Raw genomic sequence first — 12,994 nt, forward strand, 5'->3', positions numbered from 1 at the left:
CTGCAATGAATCGCTGTTCATCACAGCTGGAAGCGCCGCACCATGCCCTGCAGCGCATTGGCCAGTTGCGACAGTTCGTGGCTCGATGCGCTGGTCTGATCAGCCCCCGCAGCCGAACGCACCGACAGGTCGCGAATATTCACCAGATTGCGATCCACTTCCCGCGCCACCTGCGCCTGCTCCTCGGCCGCGCTGGCGATCACCAGGTTGCGCTCGTGGATCTCGTGCACCGACGCTGTGATCGTCACCAACGCCTCACCCGCCCGCTCTGCCAGAACCAACGTGCTCGCCGCACGAGATGCGCTGGCCTGCATGGACTCCAGCGCCAGGCTCGAACCGCTGCGCATGCCTTGCACCATCTGCTCGATTTCCTGCGTCGATTGCTGGGTACGATACGCCAGCGCGCGCACCTCATCAGCCACCACCGCAAAGCCGCGACCGCTTTCGCCCGCTCGTGCTGCCTCGATGGCAGCGTTGAGCGCCAGCAGATTGGTCTGCTCGGCGATGGCGCGAATCACGTCCAGAACCTTGCCGATGTCCTGCGACTGATTGGCCAGCGACTGCACCAGTTCACCGGTGTTCTGCACATCGCTGGCCAGCGCATTGATCGCGCTGGCGGTTTCGCTGACGCGCTCCTGGCCCAATTGCGCCGATTGACTGGACTGGCGCGTGGCATCGGACGTCGACACCGCGTTGCGCGCGACCTCCTCCACCGCAGCGGTCATCTCGTTAACCGCAGTGGCGGCCTGTTCGATTTCGTTGTTCTGCTCTTGCAGGCCCTGAGTGCTGTCGACGGTGACGGCGCTCAGTTCATCCGCGGCGGTGGCCAGTTGCGTAGCTGAGCCGCTGATACCTTGCAGGGTCTCGCGCAGGTTTTGTTGCATCGTCGCCAAGGCCTTGAGCAAGCGGCTGACTTCGTCATTGCCATGGGTTTCGATCGGTCGGGTTAGATCGCCCTTGGCGACACTTTCAGCGGCATCCACGGCGCTGCTCAGCGGGCGCACGATACTGCGCGTGAGCAACATCGCCAGCGCCACCGTGGCCAGCGCTGCCAAGGCAATGAAAAGAGTAACGATGGTGCGCGAGGTTTCATAATGCGCGGCGGACTTCTCGCTTTCGGCGGCGACCTGGCGGGCGAACAGATCGGCGAGATCGTTGAGTTGTTTGCCGGAGCCGTCGACCACGGTCTTCATGTCAACCAGCAGCAATTTGGTCAGCTCGTCACGCTTGCCTTGCTCGGCGAGGGTGAATGACTGCGCGATGCCGGTGCGATAGGCGGCAAAGGTTTTCTTGAACTGGTCATACAGCTGCTGGCCTTCGGCAGTGTCGACCAGTTTGTCGTAGGCAGCGATTTTTTCGCTCAGCTCCTTATCGCGGGTGTCCATCTGGCCGCGATAGGTGGCGATGTTGGCCGGATCCTGATCGAGCGCCATGCGCAGGGAGATGGTGCGGATGCGCAGCATCAATTCGCGAATCTCGTCGCCGCCACGAATGCTCGGCAACCAGCGGTTCTCCACCGCCACCTCGCTGTCGCGAATGCTCGACATCTGCCCCAGCGCAAACACGCCGAGCAAGGCCACCAACACCGCGATCAGGGCAAAACCCAGGGCAGCCCGGGGAGCAATATTCAACTGACGAAGCAACATGACGGACGCCCTTATTCTTGTAGTGGCCAGGTTCAAGGGGCGAAGCGTTGGCAGTCCCCTCGTGTTAGCGGGCTATCGGCAGGTTGTATGACGACTTGAAGGGATTCAGCTTTCAGCAGGCAAAAAAAATCCCCGTATCTTTCGATACGAGGATTTTCAATATGGTCGGGGTAAGGGGATTCGAACTCCTGACATCCTGCTCCCAAAGCAGGCGCGCTACCGGACTGCGCTATACCCCGGTAAAAAAAAGGCGACCTTTCAAAGATCGCCTTCTTCGATCAGCGCTTTTGGCCTCTGATCTTAAGATTCGATCCCAGCGCAAACTGGTTTCAAAAATGGTGGGTCGTGTGGGATTCGAACCTACGACCAATTGGTTAAAAGCCAACTGCTCTACCAACTGAGCTAACGACCCAAATATGGTCGGGGTAAGGGGATTCGAACTCCTGACATCCTGCTCCCAAAGCAGGCGCGCTACCGGACTGCGCTATACCCCGGTTTGAAATTGGCTCCGTGACCAGGACTCGAACCTGGGACCCAATGATTAACAGTCATTTGCTCTACCGACTGAGCTATCACGGAACTACATATTTCAATTTACAACGGTGAAGCTTTGTTGCATCTCGCCACCCGTTCGCATCGCTGCGTTCGTGTGTCTGAGGCGCGCTATTCTACAACCTAGAACACCTCTGTCAACCCCCTAAATTGCTTTCAAGTTAATGATTTGCAACTTATTTCAGATTCCAACCCGGTGGGTTGAAACGCTGCCGGTGACTGACTGCGGGGCGCACTTTACAAGCCTTTTCCTTTGAGTTCAACAGCCTGGCGAAAAAAAGGCCTCGCAATGCGAGGCCTTCCCGGTTTCATTGCCGCTGAGGCTTAGCCGAAAACGATTTCGTCGTTCTCGACCTTGCCGATGGCGGTGTCGCCAGGCATGAAATGACCCGACAGGATCAACTGCGCCAGCGGGTTTTCGATCCAACGCTGAATCGCCCGTTTCAAAGGACGTGCGCCATACACCGGGTCGTAGCCGACCGCGATCAGCTTGTCCATCGCCTCAGGGCTCAGTTCCAGCTTCAGCTCGCGCTCGGCCAGACGGCTGCGCAGACGGCCCAACTGGATCTCGGTAATCCCGGCGATCTGCTCCCGCGCCAGCGGCTCGAAGATCACCACTTCGTCAACGCGGTTGATGAACTCCGGACGGAAATGCGACGTCAGCGCGTCCATCACGGCGGCCCGCTGCGCTTCACGATCACCAACCAGTTCTTGGATCTGCATCGACCCGAGGTTGGACGTCATCACGATTACCGTGTTGCGGAAGTCCACCGTGCGCCCGTGACTGTCGGTCAGCCGGCCATCCTCAAGCACTTGCAGAAGGATGTTGAACACATCCGGATGCGCCTTCTCGACTTCGTCCATGAGGATCACCGAGTACGGCTTGCGACGCACCGCTTCGGTCAGATAACCGCCCTCTTCATAGCCGACGTAGCCCGGTGGCGCACCGATCAGACGAGCCACGGAATGTTTCTCCATGAACTCGGACATGTCGATCCGCACCATCGCCTCTTCGGTATCGAAGAGGAATTCGGCCAAGGCCTTGCACAGCTCGGTTTTACCGACACCGGTAGGGCCGAGGAACATGAACGAGCCGCTCGGCCGATTCGGGTCGGACAGCCCGGCGCGGGAACGCCGCACGGCGTTGGCCACAGCCACGACCGCTTCTTCCTGACCGATCACCCGTTTGTGCAACAGGCTCTCCATCTTCATCAGCTTGTCGCGCTCGCCTTCGAGCATTTTCGACACCGGGATGCCGGTCCACTTCGACACGACTTCGGCAATCTCTTCCTCAGTTACCTTGCTGCGCAGCAACTGGTTTTCGCTCTTGCCGTGCTGGTCGACCATTTGCAGGCTGCGCTCCAGATCGGGGATCACCCCGTACTGCAACTCCGCCATGCGATTCAGGTCGCCTTTGCGGCGTGCGGCTTCCAGTTCCTGGCGCGACTGTTCGATCTTCTGCTGGATCTGCGCAGAACCCTGCACCTCGGCTTTTTCCGAGTTCCAGATTTCTTCCAGATCCGAGTACTCACGTTCATGACGCTCGATTTCTTCCTGGAGTTTTTCCAGGCGTTTCTTCGCTGCGTCGTCGCTTTCTTTCTTCAGCGCCTGGGATTCCACTTTCAACTGAATCAGGCGCCGCTCCAGACGATCGAGTACTTCCGGTTTGGAGTCGATCTCCATACGGATACGGCTGGCGGCCTCATCGATCAAGTCGATGGCCTTGTCCGGCAACTGCCGATCCGTGATGTAGCGATGGCTGAGTTTCGCCGCGGCAATGATCGCGCCGTCGGTGATCGCCACCTTGTGGTGGACCTCGTAACGCTCCTTGAGGCCACGCAGAATGGCGATGGTGTCTTCTTCGCTCGGCTCGTCCACCAGGACTTTCTGGAAACGCCGCTCGAGCGCCGCGTCCTTCTCTATATATTGGCGGTACTCGTTGAGCGTGGTCGCGCCGACGCAGTGCAACTCGCCGCGAGCCAACGCAGGCTTGAGCATGTTGCCGGCGTCCATCGAGCCTTCGCCTTTACCGGCGCCGACCATGGTGTGCAGTTCGTCGATGAACAGAATGATCTGCCCTTCCTGCTTCGATAGTTCATTGAGCAAGCCTTTCAGGCGCTCTTCGAACTCGCCGCGATACTTGGCGCCGGCGATCAGCGCGCCCATGTCCAGCGACAGCAGGCGCTTGCCTTTAAGGCCGTCCGGCACTTCGCCGTTGATGATGCGCTGCGCCAGCCCTTCGGCGATCGCGGTTTTACCCACGCCAGGCTCACCGATCAGCACCGGGTTGTTCTTGGTGCGGCGTTGCAGAACCTGAATGGTGCGGCGGATCTCGTCGTCACGGCCGATCACCGGATCAAGCTTGCCGTCTTCGGCGCGCTTGGTCAGGTCGACGGTGTATTTGTCCAAGGCCTGCCGCGACTCTTCGTGGTTGGCGTCATTTACCGCTTCGCCACCACGCAGGTTGTTGATCGCGTTTTCCAGGGCTTTTTTGCTCACGCCTTGGCCGAGCAGCAACTTGCCGAGCTTGCTGTTCTCGTCCATCGCGGCGAGCAGCACCAGTTCGCTGGAGATGAACTGGTCGCCCTTCTGCTGAGCCAGACGGTCGGCCTGATTGAGCAGGCGCGCCAGATCCTGCGACATGTTGACGTCGCCGGTCGGGTTCTGGATTTTCGGTAGTTGATCAAGCTCTTTGGTCAGCTCTTTACGCAAGCTGTTGACGTCGAAGCCTACTTGCATCAGCAACGGCTTGATCGAACCGCCCTGCTGTTCAAGCATGGCCTGCATCAAGTGCGCCGGCTCGATGGCCGGATGATCGTGGCCAACCGCCAACGACTGGGCGTCGGACAGGGCCAACTGTAATTTGCTGGTTAAACGGTCAATACGCATGGGTCACCTTCCTTTTGAGCAGGCCGGACCTAAGAAACCATCCTGAATAAAGAAACCTGCCAGATACCGCTATAGATGCGGTCGATTCTGCAAGATTCAAGCGTCGGAGGGTTGATGCAGATCAGCCAAGTCTAGCGGGTGATCCAAACGAGAGAGGCGAAGCGCCCAGTGCGCGACGCACGGCGATAGGAGAAGAAGCGCGGATCGGTCACGGTGCAGAAACCGCCACCATAAACAGCGGTAACACCGCGTTCAGCCAGACGCAGGCGCGCCAGGTGATAGATGTCGGCCATGAACTTGCCGGGATTGTGGCTCGGCACGAAGGCTGTCGCCGCTTCCGGCAACTGGTTGACGAAGACTTCGCGTACTTCCGCGCCGACTTCAAATGCTTGCGGACCAATCGCCGGACCGAGCCAGACCAGCACGTCTTCAGGTGCAACATCGAGGCTGTCGAGAGTTGCCTCAAGCACGCCCGCCGCCAGACCACGCCAACCGGCATGAGCGGCCGCGACACGCGTGCCGGCACGATCGCAGAACAATGCCGGCAAACAGTCTGCCGTCATCGCCGCACAGGCAACACCCGGCGTTGCCGTCCAACTGGCATCTGCAGTCGCAACGATGCCCGGATCAGCATGGGCAACGGTGATCCCGTGCACTTGCTGCAACCAGGCAGGCTGTATGGAGAAGTGTTCGGTCAAGCGGCGACGATTTTCGGCCACCGCTTGCGGGCGATCATCGACGTGATCACCCAGATTCAGGCTGTCGAACGGCGCCTCGCTGACACCACCCTCGCGGGTGGTGACACAGGCCCTGACGCTGGCCGGCGCAGGCCAGTCCGGCGTCAGCCAGTTCATCCGACGAAGGCCTCGCGATCCTGCTTGAGCAGGGTCAGCAGCCAGACGAAATCTTCCGGCAGCGGCGATTCCCAGCTCATGCGCTCACCGCTCGTCGGATGATCGAGTTCCAGGAAGCGCGCGTGCAGCGCCTGACGCGGGAAGTGCTTGAGCGATTCCACCATGGTCGGGTTGGCCGCTGGCGGAATGCGGAAGCGCCCGCCGTACGCCGGATCGCCGACCAACGGGAAGTTGATGTGCGCCATGTGCACGCGGATCTGGTGGGTCCGACCGGTTTCCAGTTTCACCCGAACGTGGGTGTGCGAACGGAAACGCTCGAGCACGCGGTAGTGGCTGACGGCAGGCTTGCCGCCTTCCATCACTGCCATGCGCTGGCGTTGCTGGCCGTGACGACCGATCGGCGCATTGATCTTGCCACCGGCGGTGACCACGCCAATGACGATGCACTCGTAGATACGGCTGACGCTGCGGCTCTGCAATTGTGCGACCAGCTTGGTCTGCGCCTGAATGGTCTTGGCCACCACCATCAGACCGGTGGTGTCCTTGTCCAGACGATGCACGATACCGGCGCGCGGGACATTGATGATGTCCGGCACATGGTGCAACAAAGCGTTGAGCAGGGTGCCATCGGCATGACCGGCAGCCGGGTGCACCACCAGGCCCGCAGGCTTGTTGATGACCAGGATGTCGTCGTCTTCATAGACGATGTCGAGCTCGATGTCCTGGGCGATCCACTCGCCCTGGGCTTCCTGCTCGGCAGTCAGCTCAAGGACGGCACCGCCATGCACAATGTCGCGCGGGCGGATCACCGCCCCGTCCACAGTCAGGCGACCTTCTTTGATCCAGGCGGAAAGGCGCGAGCGTGAGTGCTCAGCGAAGAGTTGGGCGGCGACTTGATCGAGGCGTTGGCCGCCCAATTCGGACGGCACCTCTGCGCGAAGTTCAATTTTATCGGACATGCTCGGACTGGGCGTCGGCACAGCCTTTGGTTTCGGCTGCGCGCTTGTGGTTAAATACGGCGTCTTTTGCCCCGAGGCTTTTCAACGGGGCGCTCATCATAACAGGACGGCCCCGCCCAAGACAGCGGCCGTCATAGGGACGCAAGCCGCCATGCAAGTGAAACACCTGCTGCTGATCGCCATCCTCGCATTGACCGCTGCTTGCTCATCGAAGGAAGTCGTAGACGAAAACCTCAGCGAAGCCGAGCTGTATCAGCAGGCTCAGACTGATCTGGACAACAACAGCTACACCAGCGCCACAGCCAAGCTGAAGGCTCTGGAGTCGCGTTATCCGTTCGGTCGCTACGCCGATCAGGCTCAGCTGGAGTTGATCTACGCCAACTACAAGAACGCCGAGCCGGAAGCTGCAAAGTCTGCCGCCGAGCGTTTCATTCGTTTGCATCCGCAGCATCCGAACGTGGATTACGCGTACTACCTCAAGGGTCTGACCTCGTTCGACCAGGACGTCGGCCTGCTGGCGCGCTTCCTGCCGCTGGACATGACCAAGCGCGACCCGGGCGCCGCCCGTGACTCGTACAACGAGTTCGCGCAGCTGACCAGCCGCTACCCGAACAGCCGCTACGCGCCGGACGCCAAGCAGCGCATGATCTACCTGCGCAACCTGCTGGCGGCCTACGAAATCCACGTCGCTGACTACTACCTGACCCGTCAGGCTTACGTAGCCGCTGCCAACCGTGGCAAGTACGTGGTCGAGAACTTCCAGGAAACCCCATCGGTCGGCGACGGCCTGGCGGTGATGACCGAGGCTTACCAGCGTCTGCATCTCGACGATCTGGCGGCCACCAGCCTGGAAACCCTGAAACTCAACTACCCGGATCATCCGAGCCTGCAAGATGGCCAGTTCGTGCCACGCGTAGCCGAGGCCGACAACCGTTCGTTCCTGAGCAAGGCGACTTTGGGCCTGATCGAATCGCGTCCACCGCTGCCGCCGGGCGAAACCCGCGCCAACCAGGACGTGCAGAAGCAGTTCCAGGACGCGAAAGATGCAATCCCGAACGAGCTCAAGCCTAAGGACGAGAACGGCGACGTTATCGAAGAGCCAGAGCCGGAATCCAGCGACACCGATCGCTCGTGGTTCAGCTACATGACCTTCGGCGTGTTCGACTGATCACACCGGCTGTACGAAAAAGGGAGATCTGCGGATCTCCCTTTTTTATTGCCGCGCTTTAATAGGCTGTGCGCTGATCGGGTCCTTGGCTAAACTGCCGGATCATCAGTCGAAAAGCCGCTCATCATGCTTCGTTTATTGTTCTGGATTGCCCTGATCTTCGCCGCCATCTGGCTCTGGCGCAAATTCAAGGCCCCCGCCTCGTCCACCCGATCGCCGCGCGAACAGGACGCGCCGCCGATGGTGCGCTGCGCCCACTGCGGTGTGCACCTGCCCCGCGACCGCGCGCTGGGCAACCAGCAACTGTGGTATTGCAGCCAGGCTCATCTCGAGCAAGGCCCGGGCGCCAGTGGTCGCTGAGACCGACCAAAAACAGGCTCAGCGTCTGCTGCGCCTTTATCACCTGTACCGGTTAAGTGTCGGCATCACCCTGGTGCTGCTGATCTCCAGCAACATGGACAACAGCCTGCTGACGTCGGCCAACGACGATCTGCTGCGCGGCGGCAGCTGGCTGTACCTGATCATCAACATGCTGCTGGTGGTGTTCCTCGAAAACACCCGGCGCCCGGCGCAGTTGTTCTCCCTGGCGCTTGTCGATGTGCTGCTGTTGTGCGGCCTGTTCTACGCGGCGGGCGGCGTGGCCAGTGCGCTGGGCAATTTGCTGGTGGTCTCGGTGGCGATCAGCAACACCCTGCTGCGCCGACGCATCGGCCTGCTGATTGCCGCCATTGCGGCGATCGGCATTGTCGGCCTGAGCTTTCTGCTGGGGCTCAGCCGCCCTTTGAGCGCCAATGCCTACTTGCAAGCCGGCACCCTCGGCGCGCTGTGCTTTGCCGCCTCGCTGCTGGTACAAGGGTTGATTCGTCGCCTCGAAGTCAGCGAGACCCTGGCCGAACAGCGCGCCAGCGAGGTGGTCAGCCTGGAGGCGCTGAACGCGTTGATCCTGCAACGCATGCGCACGGGGATTCTGGTGCTCGATGAGCAACGCCGGGTGCAACTGGCCAATCACAGCGCGCAGAGTCTGCTCGCCCATAGTCACCTGCAAGGTCATTTGATCGACGAATATTCGCCAGCACTGGTCGAGCGTCTGCAACTGTGGCGCAACAACCCGACCTTGCGCCCGCAGAGCCTGAAAATCCCCGGCAATGGCCTTGAGCTGCAACCCAGCTTCATCGCTCTCGAGCAGAGTCCGAACCAGCAGACGCTGGTGTTTCTCGAAGACCTGGCGCAAATCACCCAACAAGCCCAGCAACTCAAGCTCGCTGCGCTCGGGCGTTTGACCGCCGGCATCTCCCATGAAATTCGCAATCCACTGGGCGCGATCAGTCATGCCGCGCAGCTGTTGGCCGAGTCCGAGGAACTCGATAGCGCAGATCGGCGTCTGACGCAGATTATTCAAGACCACTCCCAGCGCATGAACCGAGTCATCGAAAACGTCCTGCAACTGTCCCGCCGCCAGCAAAGCGCGCCGCAACGGCTGGACCTCAAGCCGTGGCTGGAAGACTTCGTCGGCGAAACCCGCGAGCAGGCCAATGAGCGCCAGCACATTCATCTGCGAATCAATTCCGGCGATTTCACCACGCTGATGGACCCCAACCAGCTGCGGCAGATTCTCGACAATCTGATCCGCAACGCCTGGCGTCACAGTGCCCAACTGCACGAGCAGGCCGACGTCTGGCTGGCACTGTTTGTCGACCCCGAAAGCCAATTGGCAGTGCTCGAAGTGCAGGACAACGGCCCCGGCGTGTCGGCCGATGAACAGGCGCATCTGTTTGAGCCGTTCTTCACTACCAGCAGCCAGGGCACCGGCCTTGGCCTTTATCTGTCCCGTGAGCTGTGCGAAAGCAATCAGGCACGCCTAGACTTCAAATCACGCCAAGGCGGCGGCTGCTTTCGCATCACTTTTGCTCACGGACGGAAACAAAGTTGAATACAAGCCCACGGCAAAAAATTCTAATCGTCGACGACGAACCGGATATCCGCGAGCTCCTGGAAATCACCCTGGGACGGATGAAACTCGAGACCTTCAGCGCACGCAATCTGGGCGAAGCTCAGGCGCTGTTGCAGCGCGAGCACTTTGACCTGTGCCTGACCGACATGCGCCTGCCCGACGGCACCGGGCTGGAGCTTGTGCAACACATCCAGCAACGCGCCCCACACTTGCCGGTGGCGATGATCACTGCGTACGGCAGCCTGGAAACTGCAATCAATGCGCTGAAGGCTGGCGCGTTCGACTTCCTCACCAAACCGGTGGAACTGCCGCGCTTGCGCGAACTGGTCAGCTCGGCGCTGCGAATGCCGACAGCGGGCGGCTTGAGCACGGCAATCGAGCGACGCTTGCTGGGCGACTCGCCGCCGATGGCCAATCTGCGCAAGCAGATCGACAAGCTCGCACGCAGTCAGGCGCCGGTGTACATCAGTGGTGAATCCGGCAGCGGCAAAGAACTGGTCGCGCGTCTGATCCACGAACAAGGTCCGCGCGCCAGCCAACCCTTTGTGCCGGTGAACTGCGGGGCAATTCCATCGGAACTGATGGAAAGCGAATTTTTCGGCCACCGCAAAGGCAGTTTCACTGGAGCCGTCGAAGACAAGCCGGGGCTGTTTCAAGCGGCCCATGGCGGCACCCTGTTTCTCGATGAAGTCGCCGACCTGCCACTGTCGATGCAGGTGAAGCTGCTGCGGGCGATTCAGGAAAAAGCCGTGCGCAGCGTCGGCGGCCAGCAGGAAACGGTGGTGGATGTGCGCATCCTTTGCGCCACCCACAAAGACCTTGAAGCCGAAGTTTCAGCCGAGCGTTTCCGCCAGGATCTGTATTACCGGCTCAACGTCATCGAACTGCGCGTACCGTCCCTGCGCGAACGCCGCGACGACATCGAGGCGCTTGCCATGCACGTGCTCAAGCGCCTGGCCAAAGACACCGGACAACCCGAAGCACGCCTGCACCCGCAGGCGCTGGAGGCGCTGAAGAACTATCGCTTTCCCGGCAATGTGCGCGAACTGGAGAACGTCCTCGAACGCGCGCACACCCTGTGTGAAAACCGCACGATCGAGGCGCAGGATCTGCGTTTGAGCGAAGGTAATTGCTCGGCGGATGGCACACCGGCCGACCTGACGCAGATCGACAATCTCGAGGATTATCTGGAGAGCGTCGAGCGCAAACTCATTCTGCAGGCATTGGAGGAAACCCGCTGGAACCGCACGGCGGCGGCGCAGCGGTTGAGTCTGTCGTTTCGGTCAATGCGCTATCGGCTGAAGAAGTTGGGCCTGGATTAAAGGCCCCTTCGCGAGCAGGCTCGCTCCCACATTTGGAATGAGTATTCCTGTGGGAGCGAGCCTGCTCGCGAAGGCAGTCTACCAGCCTCTGACTAAATACGACCCTCAGGCGCATACGGCGCCGGATCAATGATCGGCGCCCGCCCCAGCATCACGTCGGCAAACAACTGACACGACGCCGGCGCCAGCACCAGCCCGTTGCGGTAATGTCCGCAGTTCAGCCACAACCCCTCGAACCCGGGCACTCGGCCAATAAACGGAATGCCTTCCGGCGACCCCGGCCGCAGCCCCGCCCAGTGCCCGACCACTTCGGCATCCGCCAGTGCCGGCAACAATTCGATCGCCGAGGCCTTGAGGCTTTGCAGCGCTACATCGGTCGGCGTCTTGTCGTAGCCTTCGTGCTCCAGCGTGCTGCCGATCAAAATATGACCGTCACGGCGGGGGATCGCATATCGTCCCTTGGCCAGCACCATGCTCGGTAAAAAATCAGCCGCGCACTTATAAAGAATCATCTGGCCTTTGACCGGCTCGACCGGCAGCGACAGGTTCAGCGTCTTGAGCAGATCACCGCTCCACGCCCCCGCTGTCAGCACAATCTGGTCGCCGTTGATCACGCCCGTCGGAGTCTGCACGCCGACCACGCGCTCGCCCTCGCGGACGAAGCCACTGACTTCGCATTGTTCATGAATCGTCACGTTCGGCAGCGCCAGCAGCGCGGCTTTCAGCGATTTGACCAGCCGTGGATTGCGCACGTTGGCGACATCGGCCATGTAGATCGCCCGGCTGAAACCGCTGCCGAGCACCCGCACCGCGTCATGCGCCGCCGAGATATCCACAGCCCGCAGCGGGCGGTTTTCCCGCTCGGCCCAGGCCAGGGCTTCGGCTTCATCGTCCAGGTCGAGCCAGTACAGACCGGTGGTGTGCACTTCAGGATCAACCTCGGTGTCAGCAAACAAGCGCTGGCCAAGCTGTGGATAAAAATCCTGCGACCAATGCGCCAGTGCGGTGACTGCCGGACTGTAGCGCCACGGGTACAACGGCGAAACGATGCCGCCGCCAGCCCAGGATGATTCCTGGCCGACATTCGAGCGATCCAGCAGCACTACGCTGCGCACTTCGGAGGCAAGATTGTAGGCAGTGAGCAGGCCAATCACCCCGCCACCGACAATCACCACTTGCTGTTGCCTGGTCATGTTTGATCCAACCGTAAAAAAGACAGTGGGCGCAAAAGGCGCCCGAAAAAGAATGCGTCAGCGGCCCCAGCAATCCTTGGCGGTCACTCCGGTGGTCGCGTTGTTCATGCTTCGCACGCCAGTGTTGGTCAGGGTGAAATCCCCGCACTTGTCGGTCGCCATGGCCGAGCCGGTTTTACGCACCGCAGTCAGCACAAAGGTCTGGTCGGTCAGCGTCGGGGTGATGGTGTAGAAATCATTGCCCGTGCTCAGCCCGGTGACGCCGGTGTAGACATTGTTGCGGGTATAGAAGCGTTCGAGGGTCTGCGCCTGCTCCGAGAGCAGCGAGACTACTTCGGCGCGACGGCCCTTCTTCACGTATTCGTTGTAGCTGGGAATGCTGATGGTGAGGATGATCCCGATAATCGCGATGACGATCATGATCTCGATCAGGGTAAAGCCTCGGCTGGATCTGCGCATG

Annotated in this window: 10 protein-coding genes and 4 tRNA genes; 4 read left to right on the forward strand and 10 right to left on the reverse strand. The window is 60.5% G+C overall.

Annotated features, from left to right (window positions below; genetic code table 11):
• Positions 1 to 20: 20 nt before the first annotated feature.
• The 8 genes from PspCFBP13508_RS21090 to rluD form a co-directional block, all read right to left on the reverse strand.
• Positions 21 to 1,646, reverse strand: a complete 1,626-nt coding sequence (locus tag PspCFBP13508_RS21090) for a methyl-accepting chemotaxis protein (RefSeq protein WP_137215604.1) — start codon at positions 1,644 to 1,646, stop codon at positions 21 to 23.
• Between the two features lie 162 nt (positions 1,647 to 1,808).
• A tRNA-Pro gene (locus tag PspCFBP13508_RS21095) sits at positions 1,809 to 1,885 on the reverse strand.
• Between the two features lie 97 nt (positions 1,886 to 1,982).
• Positions 1,983 to 2,058: transfer RNA gene (locus tag PspCFBP13508_RS21100), tRNA-Lys, on the reverse strand.
• Positions 2,059 to 2,063: 5 nt separating this feature from the next.
• Positions 2,064 to 2,140, reverse strand: a tRNA-Pro gene (locus PspCFBP13508_RS21105).
• A gap of 9 nt (positions 2,141 to 2,149) precedes the next feature.
• Positions 2,150 to 2,225: transfer RNA gene (locus PspCFBP13508_RS21110), tRNA-Asn, on the reverse strand.
• Between the two features lie 297 nt (positions 2,226 to 2,522).
• Entirely contained in the window at positions 2,523 to 5,087 is a 2,565-nt protein-coding gene (gene clpB, locus PspCFBP13508_RS21115) for an ATP-dependent chaperone ClpB (RefSeq protein ID WP_137215605.1), read from the reverse strand.
• A gap of 131 nt (positions 5,088 to 5,218) precedes the next feature.
• Complete coding sequence (gene pgeF, locus PspCFBP13508_RS21120) at positions 5,219 to 5,941, reverse strand: peptidoglycan editing factor PgeF (RefSeq protein ID WP_137215606.1); 723 nt, start codon at positions 5,939 to 5,941, stop codon at positions 5,219 to 5,221.
• The gene (gene rluD, locus PspCFBP13508_RS21125; protein WP_016773140.1) at positions 5,938 to 6,900 is read right to left on the reverse strand and encodes a 23S rRNA pseudouridine(1911/1915/1917) synthase RluD; all 963 of its coding nucleotides are present in this window, start codon (positions 6,898 to 6,900) and stop codon (positions 5,938 to 5,940) included. The genes pgeF and rluD overlap by 4 nt, the downstream gene beginning before the upstream one ends.
• Positions 6,901 to 7,051: 151 nt before the next feature.
• Here rluD and PspCFBP13508_RS21130 point away from each other — a divergent pair, with 151 nt between their 5' ends.
• From PspCFBP13508_RS21130 to PspCFBP13508_RS21145, 4 genes are all read left to right on the forward strand, one after another.
• Positions 7,052 to 8,068 carry an outer membrane protein assembly factor BamD gene (locus tag PspCFBP13508_RS21130; protein ID WP_016773139.1) on the forward strand — a complete coding sequence of 339 codons (1,017 nt, stop codon included), beginning with the start codon at positions 7,052 to 7,054 and terminating at the stop codon, positions 8,066 to 8,068.
• A gap of 126 nt (positions 8,069 to 8,194) precedes the next feature.
• Positions 8,195 to 8,428, forward strand: a complete 234-nt coding sequence (locus PspCFBP13508_RS21135) for a PP0621 family protein (RefSeq protein ID WP_016773138.1) — start codon at positions 8,195 to 8,197, stop codon at positions 8,426 to 8,428.
• Positions 8,418 to 9,998 (forward strand): ATP-binding protein, encoded by a 1,581-nt coding sequence (locus tag PspCFBP13508_RS21140; protein ID WP_137215607.1) that lies wholly within the window; start codon positions 8,418 to 8,420, stop codon positions 9,996 to 9,998. The genes PspCFBP13508_RS21135 and PspCFBP13508_RS21140 overlap by 11 nt, the downstream gene beginning before the upstream one ends.
• A complete protein-coding gene (locus tag PspCFBP13508_RS21145; protein WP_137215608.1) occupies positions 9,995 to 11,341 on the forward strand; it encodes a sigma-54 dependent transcriptional regulator in 1,347 nt (448 codons plus the stop codon). The genes PspCFBP13508_RS21140 and PspCFBP13508_RS21145 overlap by 4 nt, the downstream gene beginning before the upstream one ends.
• Positions 11,342 to 11,433: 92 nt before the next feature.
• Here the strand turns inward: PspCFBP13508_RS21145 and thiO are convergent, their stop codons facing one another.
• Together thiO and PspCFBP13508_RS21155 are read right to left on the reverse strand one after the other, a co-directional pair.
• Positions 11,434 to 12,534 carry a glycine oxidase ThiO gene (gene thiO / locus PspCFBP13508_RS21150; protein ID WP_137215609.1) on the reverse strand — a complete coding sequence of 367 codons (1,101 nt, stop codon included), beginning with the start codon at positions 12,532 to 12,534 and terminating at the stop codon, positions 11,434 to 11,436.
• 57 nt (positions 12,535 to 12,591) lie between these two features.
• Entirely contained in the window at positions 12,592 to 12,993 is a 402-nt protein-coding gene (locus PspCFBP13508_RS21155; RefSeq protein ID WP_122706060.1) for a type IV pilin protein, read from the reverse strand.
• Position 12,994: the final 1 nt, after the last annotated feature.

Source organism: Pseudomonas sp. CFBP13508, assembly GCF_005233515.1.
GTDB lineage: Bacteria > Pseudomonadota > Gammaproteobacteria > Pseudomonadales > Pseudomonadaceae > Aquipseudomonas > Aquipseudomonas mercuritolerans.